The sequence below is a fragment of the Ruegeria sp. CI5 genome, from assembly GCF_056536885.1.
In genome coordinates, this window is record NZ_JBQFQN010000002.1 from 115,326 (window position 1) to 131,414 (window position 16,089).

The following is a 16,089-nucleotide window of genomic DNA, read 5'->3' on the forward strand; positions in this document are numbered from 1 at the left end:
TCAGGCGGCCTCGTCCAAGGAGAGCAGACCTTCGGCCACCAGCCTTTCGGCCCAGCCCTTCGGGCCGTCGAAATGGTGGGTCTGCCATCCACGGCCACGGGCGGTTTCGATATTGTCGATCCGGTCGTCGGTGAACAGCAGCGTCTCGGGCGGCAGGCCGCAATCCTGTTCGACCATCTGGTAGATCGGGGCATGCGGTTTCACCATCTTCATCCGCCCCGAGACATAGTGCCGGTCGAACTCTTTCAGGAACGGATAGACGGTGGTGGCATAGTCGAAATTCTGCACCCCGAAATTGGTCAGCGCAAAGACTGGCACGCCCTTGGCCCGCAGCGCGCGCTGCAGCCGGACCGAATGCGGGATCTCGGGCGCGGCCAGTTCGATCCAGTTGTCGTGCCACATGCGGATTTCGTCGCGCCAATCGGGGTATTTCTCGGCCCAGGCATAGATCGTGTCGGTGAAGTGATGCCCCTGATCGACCAAGTCGTTCATGCCGTGCAGATCGACGGCCGAGAACATCTCGCGGCGCCTGTCCTCGCCGATCACACGGTCATAATACCGCTCGGGCTGCCATTCGATCAGAACGTTGCCGATGTCAAAAACAACCGCTTCTACGGGCATGGGGGTTCCTGTTCGCTTGTGTTGCGTTTGGGGCTGACTGAACCAACCCGCCGAGGGGGATGCAAGGCCAAACTCAGCCGCGCAGGGCGGCGCGCATCTCACGCTCGAGCGCGTCCAGAAACCGCGATCGGTCGGCCTTGGAAAACGGTTTGCCACCGCCCCCGGCGCCCAGCGGATTGGCGGCGCGCAGATCCGCCATCAGATCGCGCATCGCAAGTTGCTGGCCGATATTTGCGGCGGTGAAGGCTTCACCGTTGGGACGCAGCACGCGCGCGCCGGCCTCGACGCATTTGGCGGCCAACGGGATGTCCGAGGTGATGACGATGTCGCCCGCGCCGCACCGCTCGGCGATCCACTTGTCGGCTTCGTCAGCGCCTTGCGCCACGGTCACGATCTGAACCAGCGGGTTGGCCGACGGGCGCAGCCCGCCATTCGCCACCACCACCATCGGCACCTTGTGCCGCGTGGCGACGCGTTCGGCCTCGGCCTTCACCGGGCAGGCGTCGCCATCGACATACAGGGTCGTCACGCCTGCTTGGCCTTCTTGGGCGCCAACTTTGCTGGCTCGGGGGCATCGGATTTGCGCACCTTGAACTCGTCCGGGATCGGCATCCGGTTGAAGGCGTCGAGCCCGGCAATCTTGTAGGCCTCGGCCAGGGTCGGATAGTTGAAGGTGTTCTGCACGAAATAGTCCACCGTGCCCTTCAGGTTCAGCACCGCCTGGGCGATGTGGATCAACTCGGTCGCGCCTTCGCCGACGATCTGCACGCCCAGCACCCGGCGGGTTTTCAGCGAGAACAGCATCTTCAGCATCCCGTGCTCGAGCCCCATGATATGCCCGCGCGAGGTCTCGCGGAACCGGGCCACGCCCACCTCATAGGGAATGCCGCGTTCCTGCAGCTCTTCCTCGGACATGCCGCAGGTCGAGATCTCGGGCACCGAATAGATGCCATAGGGAAACCAAGGGCTTTCTGGCAGGGTAGGGGTCTCAAGCGCGTGGCAGGCCGCAACGCGTCCCTGCTGCATCGAGGTCGAGGCCAGCGACGGATGCCCGATCACGTCCCCGGTGGCATAGATATGCGGCACCGAGGTCTGATAGGTCTTGCGATCGACCGTGATGCGGTTGCGGTGGTCGGTTTCGATCCCAACCGCACCCAAATTCAGCGCCGAGGTGTTGCCCATACGGCCCGCCGCGAACAACAGCATCTCGGCCCGGACATGGCGGCCGTTTGACATGGTGATCTCGACATGCTTGCCGGCGTCCTCGATCTTTTCCACGGCCGAGCCCAAACGCAGGTCCACCCCGTTTTCACGGATCTGATGGGTGAATTCCTGGATCAGGGTCTTGTCGATGAAATCCAGAAAGGTCTCGCGCGGTTCGATCAGCGTCACCCGCACATCCAGCGCCGAGAACATCGTGGCATACTCGACCCCGATCACGCCCGCACCGATCACGCAGAGCGAGCGCGGGATCTCGGCCATTTCTAGGAACTCGTCGCCATCGACGATGGTCTTGCCGTTGAAGGGCACGTAATCGGGGCGATAGGTTTTGGTCCCGGTCGAGATCAGGAATTTCGCGGCCGTCAGGCGGGTGGTGTCGCCCGCATCGGCTGTGACCTCGATCTCGTGTGGGCCGACAAAACGGGCTACGCCGTCCATGGTTTCAACGTGGTTGCGGTTGAACTGGTGTTCCAGCACGTCAACCTCGTAATCCAGCGTCATGTGCAGCCGGGCCTTGAGGTCCTCGGCGCGGATCTGATCCTTGACCCGGTACGAACGGCCGTAAAAGCTGCGTTCACGCCAGCCGGACAGGTTCAGTACCGTTTCGCGCAGGGTCTTCGACGGGATCGTGCCCGTGTGCACCGATACGCCGCCCAACCGGTCACGGCGGTCAACCACCAGAACCTTGCGTTTCAGCTTGCCCGCCTGAATCGCCGCCGCGCGGCCCGATGGACCCGAGCCGATGATGATCAGGTCATAGTCGTATTTGCTCATCCCTCAGTCTCCGTACAGGGCTTCGGCGTGGAAGGTGACGTGGTCCTCCATGAAGGTGGACACGAAAAAGTAGGAATGGTCATAGCCGGGCTGCAACCGGTTCGTGGCCTGTTGACGGCGCTCGGCGATGGCCTGTGCCAAGGCCTCGGGGCGCAGCAGGTCGATGAACTGGTCGTTGGTGCCGGTGTCGACCAGGATCGGGCCGTCAAAGCCCTTTTCCTTCATCATCAGAGTCGCGTCATGTTTGGCCCAGGCGGTCGGGTCATCGCCCAGATAGGCACTCAGCTGCTTGCGGCCCCAGTCGCTGGCCGTCGGGTTCGAGATCGGCGCAAAGGCCGAGACCGAGCGGAACCGGCCCGGCAGGTTCATCGCCAGCGTCAGCGCCCCGTGGCCGCCCATCGAATGGCCGGTGATGGCCTGCCGGTCGCCATCGATGGCGAAGTTTTCGACCAGCAGCGCGGGCAGCTCGTCAGCCACATAGTCCCACATGTTGAAATGCGGCGCCCACGGCGATTGCGTGGCGTTGACGTAGAACCCGGCGCCCTGGCCCAGGTCGTAATCCTCATGATCGGCGACCCCTTCGCCGCGCGGCGAGGTGTCGGGAAAGACCAGTGCGATGCCTTGTTCGGCAGCCCAAGCCTGCGCGCCCGCCTTGACCATCGCGTTTTCATGGGTGCAGGTCAGGCCCGACAGATACCAAAGGACCGGAACCGGGCCGTCCTTGGCCTCGGCCGGCAGGAACAGGCCAAAGGTCATGTCGCACTGGCACGCCGCCGAGGCGTGGCGGTACACGCCCTGCACGCCACCGAAACAGGCGTTTTCGGAAAGGGTTTCCATCTGGCATCATCCTTACGTTGGGTTCGTGCCATGGCTAACGGGCGAAGGCCCCGGCGTAAAGTCCGGGCACCAATGTTCGCACGCTTTTTGAAGTCGCCGCGTCAGAATGCGGCAACCCACGCGATGACCACCGGCACGGTCAGAATGCTGACAATGGTCGACAGCAGAATGGCGGCAGATGCCCGGTGCGGCGCCACCCCATAGTGAGCCGCCAGCATATAGACATTGCCGGCCACTGGCAGGGCGGCGGCGGAGATCGCCACCGCCGCGGCAAAAGGATCAGTCGGCAGCAGCCACAGCAGCACCACGGCCACACAGGCCGGGTGCACGGCCAGTTTGCAAAAGCTGAGCCACAGCGCAATCTGAACCCGCTCGGCCGATTTGCTGGCCAGCGAGGCGCCGATGGCGAACAGCGCGCCCGGAGTGGCGGCGCCGCCCAGAATGGTCAGAAAATCGTTCAACGGGTCAGGCACCGGCATCTGCAGGGCCGACCAGATCAACCCGGCCGAGATCGAGACGATCATGGGGTTTTTCAGCAGCCCGACTCCGATGAGCCGCAGCGTCCCAACCGTCAGCTTTCCATCCCGCCCGCCGTTGATCAGGATCACGATCAGCGAGGAAAACACCACCAAATCGACCGTCAGAACCAGCATGACCGGCCCGATGGCGGCCTCGGAAAACAGCAGGGCCAACATTGGCAGACCCAGAAAGCCCACATTTCCGATGGCGGCGCATTGCGCCTCGACCGCGGCGGTGGGGATGTCGAGCCCGCGCAGATAGGCGACCAAGGTGGCCAGCGTGTATACGCCGGCGGTGCCGATCAGATAGCCCAGCATCAGCCGCGCGTTGAATATCTCGGCAAAGGGCAGCGTGGCGGCAAAGCGGAACAGCATCGCCGACAGCGCGAAATAGAACACGAACTTGGTCAGATAGGCCGTCGCGTCTTCGGTGAAGAACCGGCTGCGCCCGGCCCAGTATCCCAGGCCGATGATCGCAAAGAAGGGCAGGGTGCGCAGAAAGATATCGACCATGCGCAGATTGGTAACATAGAATTACCACATCGCAAGCCGGGTCATCACCCGCTGCCGATCAAAATCCCGGCTGCCAGCACCAGCGATCCGCCCAGAACGACCTGAAAAGCGGCACGGAAGAACGGAGTTTCCATATAGCGGTTCTGAATCCACGCGATCGCCCACAATTCGAAAAACACCACGATGAAGGCAATGATCGTGGCCGTCCAGAATTCCGGGATCAGATAGGGTAGGGCGTGGCCCAATCCGCCGACCGTGGTCATCACCCCGGACGCCAAACCCCGCTTGACCGGAGATCCACGGCCCGACAGCTCGCCATCGTCCGATGCCGCTTCGGTGAAGCCCATGGAAATGCCCGCGCCCACTGACGCTGCAAGGCCCACAAGAAAGGTCGTCCAAGGGTCGTGCGTCGCAAAGGCCGTCGCGAAGATCGGCGCCAAGGTCGACACCGACCCGTCCATCAGCCCGGCCAATCCCGGCTGGACCCAGGTCAAGATGAATTGCCGGTGCGAAATCACTTTTTCGGCTTCTTTTTCATCGTGATCCAGGTGAGCTTCTTCCAATTCGGCGGCCGCGGCTTGATGCCCTGCTTCGGCCGCAGCCAAGTCGCCCAGAAGTTTGCGTGTTGCTGCATCGGTCGTACGACCAGCAGCCGCCAGATAGAAGCGCTCCGCGTCGCGCTCCATCATCTCGGCTTCTTCGCGGATTCGCTCGATTCCGAGATTCTCGACCAGCCAGATCGGACGGCGGGCGTAGTAACCGGCGACATGCTCGCGCCGGATCAGAGGGATCACCGGGCCGAACCGATCCTCGTGCAGGGCGATCAGGCGACGGCGGTGCTCGTCTTCCTCGGCAGCCATGCCATCGAAGATTTTGGCCGTCGCCGGATAGTCGGGGCGCAGCATCTCGGCATATGACCTATAGATCCGCGCGTCATCTTCCTCGGACGAAATCGCAAGCGCGATAACTTCCTGCTCGGTCAGATCCCTGAAGTGTTTGCGCTGAGTGAAAAACCGCATAGCCACCCTCGTTTTAGAATTATTCTAATCTACGCCGCATAACGGAACTTTCAAGCCGAATTGAAAACCGTTGAAACTGAACTGACTGGTTTATAGATTTGTCGCAGCACTCAGCCAAGGAGACACCATGACCCAAGCCGCTACCATCGTGCGTACCGGACGGAAATTCGACCAGGTTCTGAACGGCGCCCGAGAGGTTTTCATGGCGGATGGGTTCGAAGGCGCCAGCGTCGATGATATCGCGCGCGCGGCGGGTGTGTCGAAGGCAACGCTCTACAGCTATTTCCCAGACAAACGACTTCTGTTCTCCGAAATGGCGCAGACCGAGTGCTGCCGCATGGCCGAAAACGTGTTGTCCATGATCGACGAAACCAAGCCAGTGCGCGAGGCGTTGATGATCACCGCCACGCATCTGACCCGGTTTCTGGTTTCGGATTTTGCGCAACAGGTGTTCCGCATCTGCGTGGCCGAGCGTGACAGGTTCCCGGAACTGGGCAAGGCGTTCTACGAAGCCGGCCCCGCCAACGGTCAGCGCCAGATGGCCGAGTATCTGGAAAAAGCCGTGGCCAAAGGTGAACTGGCGATTGACGACGTGCATTTTGCCGCCGAGCAGTTCTCGGAATTGTGCAAAGTGCGCCTGTGGACCCTCGCGGCTTTGGGGATCCAAACCCGGTTCTCGGACGAGGAAATCGACGAAGTGGCCACCAACGCCGTTGACATGTTCATGGCGCGTTACGGCACTTGACGGACCGGGTCAGCCCGACAGTCCAACCAGCGCCACGCCCCCCGCCATCAGGATGGCGGCCCCCAGCCTGCGCACCCAATAGCCTTCGTGCAGAAATACGAACCCGATCAGGGCCGCAAAAATCACCGAGGTTTCCCGCAACGCCGAGACTGCCCCCAGCGGCGCGAAATTCTTGGCATAGAGCACCAGCCCATAAGCCAGCATCGACACGAAACCGCCCAGGATGCCGATCGCCCAGGTGCGCGCCGGAAGCTGTGTCAGAACCTGCCGCCGTCGAAGACCCACGAAGCCGGCGATGAACAGGTGCAGAAACGCCCCCCAAGCCCAGTAGCTTAGCGTGTTTCCAGACAGCCGTACCCCGATGCCGTCCACAACCGAATAAACCGAGATGCAAAGTCCGGTACCCACCGCAAACCCCAGCGCCGCGCCGCCGACGCCTTGCCGGAGCGAGCTCCAACTGCTGAGTTGGATGCCGAACGCGATAAGGCCGATGCCGATCCAGGCTTGCATGGACAGAACCTCATCCAGCAACAGATAGGCCCAAAGCGCCACCAACGCCGGAACGATGCCTCGGGCGATCGGGTAGACCACGCTGAGGTCTCCATGCTGATAGGCTTTGCCCAGCATGAAGTAATATCCGAAATGCACCACGGTGGACAAAAGGATGTAGACAAAGCTGTCGCCGCCCGGAAAAGGCAGGACAAGGATCATGACGCTGGCCGGGATTACATGCCCAAAGGCCACAAGGCCCAGAGTCGTAGTCCGGTCGCCCGCGGTTTTGACTATGGCGTTCCAGACGGCGTGCAGGATGGCAGCCGACAGAATGATCGCGACGACGAATGGGCTCACCGGCGGTCCTCAGGTGATGGGGCGGCCCCAAGCAGGATCGGCCCGGCTGCAACTTTCTCGCACCGGGCTATCGCAAGGACAGCTTCGGTGGTCGAGTCCGGTTACATCGGATTACCCGGCAGGCGCAAGGTTCCAAATTCTGGAACCGGAAACCCCCAAAGTCGTGTTGTGGGTCCTACGCCGTTGCAAGCCGCCCGGCGTCGATGCCGGCGATCTTGTCCAACAGGTCGATGACTTCACTCGTTCCGCTACCGCTCCGCAGGTTGGTGAATACGAATGGCCGATCACCGCGCACCCGGGCCGCATCGCGCTGCATCACCGACAGGTCCGCTCCGACATGCGGGGCAAGGTCGATCTTGTTGATGATCAGGATGTCTGAACGGGTGATCGCGGGGCCACCCTTGCGGGGGATCTCTTCGCCCGCGGCCACGTCGATCACATAGATCGTCACATCCGCCAGTTCCGGGCTGAAGGTAGCCGACAGGTTGTCACCGCCGGATTCGATCAGAACGATCTCGACCTCGGGATGACGGCGCACCATCTCGGCCACGGCGGCCAGATTGATCGAGGCATCCTCTCGGATCGCCGTATGCGGGCAACCTCCGGTTTCCACGCCGATCACCCGGTCCTGCGGCAGGATCTGCATGCGCATCAGCGCCTCGGCGTCTTCCTGCGTGTAGATGTCATTGGTGATCACCCCGATCGAATGGGTGTCGCGCAGCGCGCGGGCGAGGGCGGCGGTCAGGCTGGTCTTGCCCGCACCGACCGGGCCGCCGATGCCCACCCGCAGAGGGCCGTTCATGCTGCTCATGTGCGGAAAATCCTTGGTTGTTGGGTTTCATGTTGCATGGCCGAAATCTCGGCCAGAAAGGCGGTGCCGGACAGGGCCGACAGATCGGCCTCCACTGCCGCGTGCGCCTGATGTGCGCACAAGGGGGCCATGTCTCGGACGACTCCTTGGGCAGCGGTCTGGCCCAGGGGCATCAGCCGCTGCGCGGCTGAAACAAGATTGCTGATGAACGCATGCAGATACAGTCGCGCGGTCGGCTCCACCTGCAAACCGGCGTGGCGCGCCGCGCAGCCGACAGCGACGGGATAGGCCAGATCCGTCAGTTCGATGCCCCAGACTGCAGCCGTCACACCGCAGAAGGCCGCGCCCTGTTGCGCGGTCTCGAATCTGCGCTCGAAGGGGCCGGCGAAGGCGCGGGCCATATCGTCAAGTTCGGCCACGGCCAACTCGGATTTAGCCCGCCAAGCGGCGGTCAGAAACAGGGCATCCGACCATCCGGCACCGTGTTCCAGCACATCATGCAGCCAGTCCCGCAGGCTGGCCGCATCGTGCACCGCGCCCGATTGGACCAAGCGTTCCAGCCCATGCGAATAGGCAAACGCCCCGACCGGGTAGGCGGGTGACAGCCATTGCGTCAGCGTCAGCAGATCAAGGTCAGTGGCTGTGGCCATGGGTCCGTCCGTGCCCATAGGCGCCGCCTTCGGGGCTGAAGGGTGCGCGGATGTCTTGCACCGTCGCACCAAGTTTCAGCAGCATGTCGCGGATCACATGGTCGCGGCGGATCATCAGGCGGGCGGGCTCGATCTGGCAGGGAGTGTGACGGTTGCCGATATGCCAGGCCAGCCGGGTCAGATCGGGGCCAGTGACGGCGAACAGATCCTCTTCGGCGGCGACCACCTCGATCAGGCGGCCATCGGCCAGTTCGAACGCATCCCCCCCGTCCAGCGAGGTCGTCTGCGACAGATCCACCAGGAACTCTTCATTCTGTGCGGTGCGCAGCATCCGGCGGCGCAGAAAGCGGTCTTCGTAGTTTAGCGTCACGGTGCCATGGGTTTCGTCCCACTGACCGTTGCGGCGGATTTTCTGTGATGTGGCAAGCATCGGGAACACCCCTTCTCAGAACAGGAAATAGCGTTGCGCCATGGGCAGGGTTTCGGCGGGCTGGCAGGTCAGCAATTCGCCGTCGGCGCGCACCTCGTAGGTTTCGGGGTTCACGTCGATCTCGGGCAGGGCATCGTTCAGTCGCAGATCACGCTTGCCGATTGCGCGTGTGTTGCGCACGGCGACGGTCTGCTTGGCCAGGCCCAGACGCGCCGCGATGCCGTCCTCCTGCGCGGCTTCCGATACGAAGGTCGCCGCGCTCTGTTCGACCGAGCGGCCATAGGCCCCCCACATCGGCCGGGAATAGACCGGCTGCGGCGTGGGGATCGAGGCGTTCGGGTCGCCCATCTGCGCACAGGCGATGGTGCCGCCCAACAGCACCATCTCGGGCTTCACGCCGAAAAAAGCGGGGCTCCACAGCACCAGATCGGCGCGTTTGCCCTCCTCGATGCTGCCGATATGGGTGCCAAGCCCGTGCGCAATGGCCGGGTTGATCGTGTATTTCGCGATATAACGGCGCACGCGGAAATTGTCGTTTTCGCCTGTTTCCTCCGGCAGGCGCCCGCGTTGTTTCTTCATCTTGTCGGCGGTCTGCCAGGTGCGGATCAGCACTTCTCCCACGCGGCCCATCGCCTGGCTGTCGGAGGCGATGATGCTGAAGGCGCCCATGTCGTGCAGAATGTCCTCGGCCGCGATGGTCTCGCGCCGGATGCGGCTTTCGGCAAAGGCCACGTCCTCGGGGATGGATTTGTCGAGATGATGGCAGACCATCAGCATGTCCAGATGCTCTTCGACCGTGTTCACGGTAAAAGGCCGGGTCGGGTTGGTCGAGGAGGGCAGCACATGCGCTTCGCCGCAGATCTTGATGATGTCGGGGGCGTGGCCGCCGCCCGCGCCTTCGGTGTGGAAGGCGTGGATCGTGCGGCCTTTCATGGCGGCCACGGTGTTTTCGACAAACCCGCTTTCGTTCAGCGTGTCGGTGTGGATCATCACCTGCACGTCCATCTCGTCGGCTACCGACAGGCAGCAATCGATGGCCGCCGGGGTGGTGCCCCAGTCCTCGTGCAGTTTAAGGGCGCAGGCCCCGGCCAGGACCTGTTCGCGCAGGGCCGCCGGTTGCGAGGCGTTGCCCTTGCCCGCAAAGGCCAGGTTCATCGGAAAGGCATCGGCCGCCTGCAGCATGCGCCCGATATGCCAGGGGCCGGGCGTGCAGGTGGTGGCCAGCGTGCCATGCGCCGGGCCGGTGCCGCCGCCCAGCATGGTGGTCAGGCCGGAATGCAGCGCATCCTCGATCTGTTGCGGGCAGATAAAATGGATGTGGCTGTCGAACCCGCCGGCGGTCAGAATGCGGCCCTCGCCGGCGACGGCCTCGGTACCGGGGCCGACTATGATATCCACGCCGGGCTGCGTGTCGGGGTTGCCCGCCTTGCCGATCTTGGCGATGCGCCCGTCCTTGAGGCCCACATCCGCCTTGTAGATGCCCGTCCAGTCGACGATCAGCGCATTGGTGATGACGGTGTCCACCGCCCCTTCAGCGCGGGCGGCCTGAGACTGGCCCATGCCGTCGCGGATCACCTTGCCGCCACCGAACTTGACCTCTTCGCCATAGATGGTCAGGTCGCGCTCGACCTCGATGATCAGGTCGGTATCGGCCAGCCGCACCTTGTCGCCCGTGGTTGGGCCGTACATGGCAGCATAGTCGGAACGTTTGATCCGGGCTGGCATCAGAGGTCTCCCATGACTGCGCCGTTGAACCCGAAGACGCGCCGCGCGCCGGCGATCGGGATCAGCTGCACCTCGCGCCTTTGGCCGGGTTCGAACCGCACGGCGGTGCCGGCGGCGATGTCCAGCCGCATGCCGTGGGCGGCGGCCCGGTCGAAATCCAGCGCCGGATTGGTTTCGGCGAAATGATAGTGCGAGCCCACCTGTACGGGGCGGTCACCGGTATTGGCCACCATCAGGGTGATTGCAGCCGCGCTCGCGTTCAGCGCGATCTCGCCGGGGGCGGTGATGACCTCTCCGGGGATCATTTGCGCGCCTTCAGCCAGAATGCGACACCGCCGATCGCCAGCAGCAGGACCAGCACCAGCCAGGTGCCCGAGTCATGCGGGTGCAAATGCGGCCCCTCATGCGCCAGCGCGGGCGCGGCCATCAGGGCGAAGGGCAGGGAAGCCAGGTTTCTCATCGTCATCTCCTTCAGCGGATGGGGTTGTGGACGGTGACCAGCTTGGTGCCGTCGGGGAACGTCGCCTCGACCTGCACCTCGTGGATCATCTCGGGGATGCCGTCCATGCACTGATCGCGGGTGATAACCTGCGCGCCGGCCTCCATCATGTCGGCGACCGAGCGGCCGTCGCGGGCACCCTCGACCACGGCATCGGTGATCAGCGCGATGGCCTCGGGGTAGTTCAGGCGCACACCCCGAGCCAGGCGCTTGCGCGCCACCTCGGCGGCCATGGCGATCAGCAGTTTGTCTTTTTCACGCGGCGAGAGTTGCATGTCAGATCATCCAGGGTCTTGGCAGGGAATTGCGGGTCAGCCGGTTCAGTAACGGCACAAGGGTCTGGCGCAGCGTGAAACCGTCGGGCGCCAGCAGGCGCATCAACAGCATGTCGTCACCCACAAGGCTGACGCCGCCGGTGTCGGGCAAGGCCGCGCGGATCGGGTCCAAATGCGCAGCGGCATTAGGGCGGATCAGTATCAGGCTGCTGAGCGCGCCTGCGCCGTCGCCAACGCCCGGCCGGGCCATTTCCGCCGCCAGATCACCGGTCAGACGCAGCGCGTCCAGATGGGCCAACCGGCCCGCGCGCCAGATTTCGATGCGGTCTTGGAAGTGGGCCGCAGTAATCAGCTCGCCCATTGCGGCGCGTCCGAAGATCAGCGATTCCACCAGCAGCACGCCGGCGTCGGGGGCCAGATCGACACGCAAGCGGCGATCGATCGCGCAACCATCAAACAGGATGGTCTCCTGAGGCAGCCAGTTCAACTGGCCGCCTGCCGCCACGGTCAGATCTGTCCGAATCCGGCCCGGAACTGCTCCGGACGCGCGATAGGCGCGCTCGGCCGCCTGCGTGGTCAGGGTCAGATGTGCATCTGCCTGAGCGGTGGCGGAAAGGTCAAAACTGTCTCCGCCGGTGACGCCGCCGGCGGTGTTGATCAGCACCGCTTGCATGTCCGCGCCATCACGCCGAGGAAACAGCAACTTCAGCGACCCCTGCTGGCGCAGTCCCTGCAACTCGGTCCGGCCCGCGCGGCCAACCACGGACACATTACCCCGCCCGACAGCACGGGGAGGCGCGGCGATCGCTTGCGCGGGAGTTATTGCGGACAAAGAGGTTATTGGAAGCTCCGGGCGAGAGGACTGTCGGATGCGAAAGCACCACAGCCTTTTCCTCGAGTCAGCGCAGCCCGGCTGAGGCAATTGAGTCAGAATACTTGTCCGCCCACTTTATGGGCATTATTACCCCTATCGCCCGAAAAATAGGCATCCCACCAATGCGTGTGATGATCCGGCTCTCGACTCCAAACCAAAAGAAAAGGGCGGCCAGTTTGGCCGCCCGATCCGATGTCTGTCGCCGGTCAGAGCGTGATGCGGAAGGCCGCGAAGCCGTCGGCCCCGTCGCCTGCATCTTCCAGCGCCAACCCTTTGACGTCGCTGATGTAATCACGCGCCTTGGGGCCGGTTTCGAATAGAACGGTGGTGTCGCCCAGCGGTGCGAAGGACCAGTTGCCGTCGGCCTTGGGGTCGATCGTGCCCTGTTCGACGATATAGCGCACGATCACGTCGCGGTTGGTGTCGGGGGCCTCGAAAACGATGGTGTCGCCCATCGCGCCCGGGAACGATCCGCCGCCCGAAGCGCGGTAGTTGTTGGTGGCGATGATGAACTCCATGTCGTCGGTCACCGGGGCACCGTTGAACTGCAGGTTCACGATGCGCGCCGCATCGGGGTTGATCTCTTCGCCCTTCGGGCCAAAACGCGAGGGCTGCGCGAGGTCGATCTGATAGGTTACGCCGTCGATCACGTCGAAATTGTAGGACGGGAATTCGGGATTCAGCAGCAGCGCATCCTCGGCGCCCGGCTCGATCTGGTTGAACATCCCGGCCGAACGCTCCAGCCAGCCGCGCAATTGCGCGCCGTTCACGCGAACCGCGCGCACGGTGTTGGGATAAAGATACAGGTCGGCCACGTTCTTGATCGCCACATCGCCCACCGGCACGTCGGTATAGTATTCGGGGCCGCCCCGGCCACCGGCCTTGAACGGCGCCGCGGCCGACAGGATCGGCAGGCCCTCATGCTCGGTGCCTTTCAGCATCTCTTCGACATACCATTTCTGCGCGATCGACACGATCTGGACCGACGGATCATCGGCCACCAGCGCGAAATAGCTGTGCAGCGGGGCCGAGGTCTTGCCCACCGCGCGGCGCACATAGGCCAGCGTTTCTTCGTGATCCTGCGCGACCGAGGCCAGCACCTTGGGGTCGTCCTCGACCAGTGCGTTGATCGAGCGGTCTTCGTTGCGCTTCGAGATCGGCCGCGCCTCGGAGGTGGTGGTGACCACGCGCCATTCGTTGCCGTCGCGTTCCAGCAGCAGGTCAAGCACGCCCAGATGCGACCCCCAGAACCCGCCCATGACGGCCGGCTTGCCCATCAGCGTACCCTTGTCCACGTCAACGCCCGCACGGTCGGCGAAGGTGGGCGAGGGGAAGACCAGGTGGTTGTGCCCGGTCACCAGCGCGTCGATGCCATCGACCCCGGCCAGCGGGACCGAGGCGTTCTCCATCCCGTCCGCGTGATCGGCCGCGCCGATGCCCGAATGCGACAGGGCCAGGATCAGATCGCAGCCTTGCTCTTTCATCTCGGGCACATAGGCCTTGGCGGTCTCGACGATGTCGCGGGCCTGCACGTTGCCTTCCAGGTGGCGGCGGTCCCAGTTCATGATCTGCGGCGGGGTGAAGCCGATGACGCCGATGCGGATCGGCTGCTTGCTGCCATCGCCCAGCTCGATCTCGCGGTCGAGAATGACATAGGGCTGCACCAGCGTCTTGTCCGCGCGCGGATTTGTACCCTGTTCCTTGGCGATATTGGCCAGAACGATCGGGAACTGCGCCCCGGCCAGCGATTTTTCCAGAAAGCTCAGGCCATAGTTGAACTCGTGGTTGCCCAGCGTCGCGGCATCATAGCCCAATGTGTTGAACGCATTGATGATCGGGTGGGTGTCGCCATCGTTCATGCCACGCTCGTAGGCGATGTAGTCGCCCATCGGGTTGCCCTGAAGAAAGTCGCCATTGTCGACCAGCATCGAGTTTGTGGCCTCGGCACGGATCTGGTTGATGATCGAGGCCGCGCGCGACAGGCCCACCGTATCGCGCGGCTTGTCGGCGTAGTAGTCGTAGGGAAAGACGTGAACGTGAATGTCGGTCGTTTCCATGATCCGCAGATGCGCTTGATTGTTTGCGGCAGCGGCGGAAAACGGGTGCAGGGAAACCATGGCGAAGCCGGCCGTGGTCGTGGCCATGAATTGACGCCGCGACATCGCGAATTTGCTGGATAGGGTCATGAGGCACCTCTCGAAATAAATTGGTCGACGCATCATCTGAACGTTTATGACGACAATGATGTGACAGCGCAATCCGAGGGGATCACCCGGCGCGCCGAAGGTTCAGACTGACCGCTTTTGACACCCGAGTAAAGCGTCCACGCGGCCATCGACCTGCGCTTGAGCCGTGCGGCGCCCAAGGTGCTGTGGCGCGGGCCCGGGCTGGCGCACCCGGGCCGAAGCCTCAGTCCTTTTTCACGTCACCGGCAAACCGCGCGGCGTTTTCCCGAGCAAAGGCGCTGGCATCAGCCGAAGCATCCCAGAACTGGGGATTGGCCTTGGGAATGGTCAGCGCCTTCTGCACTGCGGGGCGGGCATCAATGCGGTCGAACCATGCGTTCAGTTGCGGAAGGTCATCGACCTGAACCCGCGCCCAGACATAGGCCCGCGCCCAAGGGAACAGCATCATATCCGCGATCGTGTATTCGTCCGCCGCGATCCAGTCGCGCCCATTCAGGCGATCATTCATCACCTCCATCAGGCGGCGGCTTTCGTTCACGTAGCGGCGGATCGAGAACGGTTCGGGATGGCCATTGGGGGCAGCAATGTGCTGGAAATACATCGCCTGGCCCATCATCGGACCCACATGCCCAACCTGGAACAGCATCCACTGCATCACCTCGGACTGCTGCGCGGGGTCTGAGGGCAGAAACTGACCGTATTTCTGCGCGAGGTGCCACAGGATCGCGCCGCTTTCGAAAATCGCGCGGCCTTCGGCCCGGTCCTCGATCACTGGGATCTTGCCGTTGGGGTTCAGCGACAAGAAATCCGGCGTCTTTTGTTCCTGTTTGGAAAAGTCGATGGGGGTCAGGTCGTAGGGCACGCCTGCCTCTTCCAGGAAGATTACCGGTTTGTAGCCATTCATCGTGGCCGCGGTGTAGAGGTGAATGTCAGGCCGCGACATGCGCGATCTCCTCGAAATGCTCTTTCAGATGCGCGTCGAACCGCTGGAAATCCTGTTCGATTTGGGGGTTCTTCATCACGTCGAAAGCCGCGAAAGTAGGCAGGGGCTGCATCGCCAGAAACTTGGCGTTCAGGTGCATGGGCCACAGCAGGTCATCGACGCTGGCCCCGGCAAAGAACGGCTCGGTCGGGTTGTCGAACGCCTCGCGCGGAGCGTTGAAGGTGACCGACAGCATGTATTTCGTTCCATGCAGCAGGCCACCGGTGCCGTAATTGGCCTTGGGCGCCTCGGCGGTCCGGCCGTCGCCGGCCAGCAACCGGCCGTCCATGCCCGCGGTGTAGACCTCGTCGATGTATTTCTTGAACACCCACGGTACACCCATCCAGTTCACCGGAAACTGCATGATGACCACATCCGCCCAGACATGGGCGTCGATCTCGGCATTGATGTCGTACCCTTCAGCAACCGTGGTCACGCGCACCTCGTGGCCCATACCGGCCAGTGCGTCCTGCGCCCGTTGCACCAGCGACGCATTCAGGCGGCCAGGTGCGAATTCATAAGGCTGCGTACCGTTCACGATCAGGATCTTGTTCATGTCC

General features: G+C 63.2%; 19 protein-coding genes. 1 reads left to right on the forward strand and 18 read right to left on the reverse strand.

The annotated features are described in order from the left end of the window. The 6 genes from ACR0BA_RS09380 to mbfA form a co-directional block, all read right to left on the reverse strand. Positions 1-621: an HAD family hydrolase gene (locus tag ACR0BA_RS09380; RefSeq protein ID WP_480727606.1), complete on the reverse strand. Its 621-nt coding sequence runs from the start codon at positions 619-621 to the stop codon at positions 1-3. Positions 622-694: 73 nt separating this feature from the next. Then, positions 695-1,150 carry a YaiI/YqxD family protein gene (locus ACR0BA_RS09385; RefSeq protein ID WP_480727608.1) on the reverse strand — a complete coding sequence of 152 codons (456 nt, stop codon included), beginning with the start codon at positions 1,148-1,150 and terminating at the stop codon, positions 695-697. Beyond that, entirely contained in the window at positions 1,147-2,616 is a 1,470-nt protein-coding gene (gene sthA, locus ACR0BA_RS09390; protein WP_480727609.1) for a Si-specific NAD(P)(+) transhydrogenase, read from the reverse strand. Before sthA ends, ACR0BA_RS09385 begins: the two co-directional genes overlap by 4 nt. Positions 2,617-2,619: 3 nt before the next feature. Next, complete coding sequence (gene fghA / locus ACR0BA_RS09395) at positions 2,620-3,453, reverse strand: S-formylglutathione hydrolase (protein WP_480727611.1); 834 nt, start codon at positions 3,451-3,453, stop codon at positions 2,620-2,622. A gap of 101 nt (positions 3,454-3,554) precedes the next feature. Then, the gene (locus tag ACR0BA_RS09400; RefSeq protein ID WP_480727613.1) at positions 3,555-4,484 is read right to left on the reverse strand and encodes an AEC family transporter; all 930 of its coding nucleotides are present in this window, start codon (positions 4,482-4,484) and stop codon (positions 3,555-3,557) included. A 44-nt stretch (positions 4,485-4,528) separates the two neighbouring features. Then, complete coding sequence (gene mbfA / locus ACR0BA_RS09405; RefSeq protein ID WP_170599942.1) at positions 4,529-5,503, reverse strand: iron exporter MbfA; 975 nt, start codon at positions 5,501-5,503, stop codon at positions 4,529-4,531. Between the two features lie 127 nt (positions 5,504-5,630). Here mbfA and ACR0BA_RS09410 point away from each other — a divergent pair, with 127 nt between their 5' ends. Next, positions 5,631-6,248 carry a TetR/AcrR family transcriptional regulator gene (locus ACR0BA_RS09410; RefSeq protein WP_480727615.1) on the forward strand — a complete coding sequence of 206 codons (618 nt, stop codon included), beginning with the start codon at positions 5,631-5,633 and terminating at the stop codon, positions 6,246-6,248. A 9-nt stretch (positions 6,249-6,257) separates the two neighbouring features. On the opposite strand, the gene ACR0BA_RS09415 is transcribed toward ACR0BA_RS09410, so the two are convergent. The 12 genes from ACR0BA_RS09415 to ACR0BA_RS09470 all read right to left on the reverse strand — a co-directional run bounded on the left by ACR0BA_RS09415 (position 6,258) and on the right by ACR0BA_RS09470 (position 16,085). Continuing rightward, positions 6,258-7,097 carry an EamA family transporter gene (locus ACR0BA_RS09415; protein ID WP_480727617.1) on the reverse strand — a complete coding sequence of 280 codons (840 nt, stop codon included), beginning with the start codon at positions 7,095-7,097 and terminating at the stop codon, positions 6,258-6,260. Positions 7,098-7,272: 175 nt separating this feature from the next. Further along, entirely contained in the window at positions 7,273-7,908 is a 636-nt protein-coding gene (gene ureG, locus ACR0BA_RS09420; RefSeq protein WP_480727619.1) for an urease accessory protein UreG, read from the reverse strand. Continuing rightward, positions 7,905-8,558, reverse strand: coding sequence for an urease accessory protein UreF (locus tag ACR0BA_RS09425; RefSeq protein ID WP_480727621.1), 654 nt, complete (start codon positions 8,556-8,558; stop codon positions 7,905-7,907). Before ACR0BA_RS09425 ends, ureG begins: the two co-directional genes overlap by 4 nt. After that, the gene (locus ACR0BA_RS09430) at positions 8,542-8,988 is read right to left on the reverse strand and encodes an urease accessory protein UreE (RefSeq protein ID WP_170359485.1); all 447 of its coding nucleotides are present in this window, start codon (positions 8,986-8,988) and stop codon (positions 8,542-8,544) included. Before ACR0BA_RS09430 ends, ACR0BA_RS09425 begins: the two co-directional genes overlap by 17 nt. A gap of 15 nt (positions 8,989-9,003) precedes the next feature. After that, entirely contained in the window at positions 9,004-10,713 is a 1,710-nt protein-coding gene (ureC, locus tag ACR0BA_RS09435; protein ID WP_480727623.1) for an urease subunit alpha, read from the reverse strand. Further along, positions 10,713-11,018 (reverse strand): urease subunit beta, encoded by a 306-nt coding sequence (locus ACR0BA_RS09440; RefSeq protein WP_480727625.1) that lies wholly within the window; start codon positions 11,016-11,018, stop codon positions 10,713-10,715. The genes ureC and ACR0BA_RS09440 overlap by 1 nt, the downstream gene beginning before the upstream one ends. Beyond that, positions 11,015-11,173, reverse strand: coding sequence for a hypothetical protein (locus tag ACR0BA_RS09445; protein ID WP_480727626.1), 159 nt, complete (start codon positions 11,171-11,173; stop codon positions 11,015-11,017). Before ACR0BA_RS09445 ends, ACR0BA_RS09440 begins: the two co-directional genes overlap by 4 nt. Positions 11,174-11,184: 11 nt before the next feature. Continuing rightward, on the reverse strand, positions 11,185-11,487 hold the full coding sequence (locus ACR0BA_RS09450) for an urease subunit gamma (RefSeq protein ID WP_005976933.1): 303 nt from the start codon (positions 11,485-11,487) through the stop codon (positions 11,185-11,187). A 1-nt stretch (position 11,488) separates the two neighbouring features. Beyond that, on the reverse strand, positions 11,489-12,256 hold the full coding sequence (locus tag ACR0BA_RS09455; RefSeq protein WP_480727629.1) for an urease accessory protein UreD: 768 nt from the start codon (positions 12,254-12,256) through the stop codon (positions 11,489-11,491). A 311-nt stretch (positions 12,257-12,567) separates the two neighbouring features. Further along, positions 12,568-14,547, reverse strand: a complete 1,980-nt coding sequence (locus ACR0BA_RS09460) for a bifunctional 2',3'-cyclic-nucleotide 2'-phosphodiesterase/3'-nucleotidase (protein WP_480727631.1) — start codon at positions 14,545-14,547, stop codon at positions 12,568-12,570. A 223-nt stretch (positions 14,548-14,770) separates the two neighbouring features. Beyond that, positions 14,771-15,490 (reverse strand): glutathione S-transferase family protein, encoded by a 720-nt coding sequence (locus tag ACR0BA_RS09465; RefSeq protein WP_480727632.1) that lies wholly within the window; start codon positions 15,488-15,490, stop codon positions 14,771-14,773. Continuing rightward, complete coding sequence (locus ACR0BA_RS09470) at positions 15,477-16,085, reverse strand: NAD(P)H-dependent oxidoreductase (RefSeq protein ID WP_480727634.1); 609 nt, start codon at positions 16,083-16,085, stop codon at positions 15,477-15,479. Before ACR0BA_RS09470 ends, ACR0BA_RS09465 begins: the two co-directional genes overlap by 14 nt. Between the last annotated feature and the right edge of the window lie 4 nt (positions 16,086-16,089).

Excerpts from the sequence above, each read along its gene's own strand:
- ACR0BA_RS09380 (WP_480727606.1), bottom strand. The coding sequence starts at position 621 with ATGCCCGTAGAAGCGGTTGTTTTTGACATCGGCAACGTTCTGATCGAA.
- sthA (WP_480727609.1), bottom strand. The coding sequence starts at position 2,616 with ATGAGCAAATACGACTATGACCTGATCATCATCGGCTCGGGTCCATCG.
- fghA (WP_480727611.1), bottom strand. The coding sequence starts at position 3,453 with ATGGAAACCCTTTCCGAAAACGCCTGTTTCGGTGGCGTGCAGGGCGTG.
- ACR0BA_RS09400 (WP_480727613.1), bottom strand. The coding sequence starts at position 4,484 with ATGGTCGATATCTTTCTGCGCACCCTGCCCTTCTTTGCGATCATCGGC.
- mbfA (WP_170599942.1), bottom strand. The coding sequence starts at position 5,503 with ATGCGGTTTTTCACTCAGCGCAAACACTTCAGGGATCTGACCGAGCAG.
- ACR0BA_RS09410 (WP_480727615.1), top strand. The coding sequence starts at position 5,631 with ATGACCCAAGCCGCTACCATCGTGCGTACCGGACGGAAATTCGACCAG.
- ureG (WP_480727619.1), bottom strand. The coding sequence starts at position 7,908 with ATGAGCAGCATGAACGGCCCTCTGCGGGTGGGCATCGGCGGCCCGGTC.
- ACR0BA_RS09425 (WP_480727621.1), bottom strand. The coding sequence starts at position 8,558 with ATGGCCACAGCCACTGACCTTGATCTGCTGACGCTGACGCAATGGCTG.
- ACR0BA_RS09430 (WP_170359485.1), bottom strand. The coding sequence starts at position 8,988 with ATGCTTGCCACATCACAGAAAATCCGCCGCAACGGTCAGTGGGACGAA.
- ureC (WP_480727623.1), bottom strand. The coding sequence starts at position 10,713 with ATGCCAGCCCGGATCAAACGTTCCGACTATGCTGCCATGTACGGCCCA.
- ACR0BA_RS09440 (WP_480727625.1), bottom strand. The coding sequence starts at position 11,018 with ATGATCCCCGGAGAGGTCATCACCGCCCCCGGCGAGATCGCGCTGAAC.
- ACR0BA_RS09445 (WP_480727626.1), bottom strand. The coding sequence starts at position 11,173 with ATGAGAAACCTGGCTTCCCTGCCCTTCGCCCTGATGGCCGCGCCCGCG.
- ACR0BA_RS09450 (WP_005976933.1), bottom strand. The coding sequence starts at position 11,487 with ATGCAACTCTCGCCGCGTGAAAAAGACAAACTGCTGATCGCCATGGCC.
- ACR0BA_RS09460 (WP_480727631.1), bottom strand. The coding sequence starts at position 14,547 with ATGACCCTATCCAGCAAATTCGCGATGTCGCGGCGTCAATTCATGGCC.
- ACR0BA_RS09465 (WP_480727632.1), bottom strand. The coding sequence starts at position 15,490 with ATGTCGCGGCCTGACATTCACCTCTACACCGCGGCCACGATGAATGGC.
- ACR0BA_RS09470 (WP_480727634.1), bottom strand. The coding sequence starts at position 16,085 with ATGAACAAGATCCTGATCGTGAACGGTACGCAGCCTTATGAATTCGCA.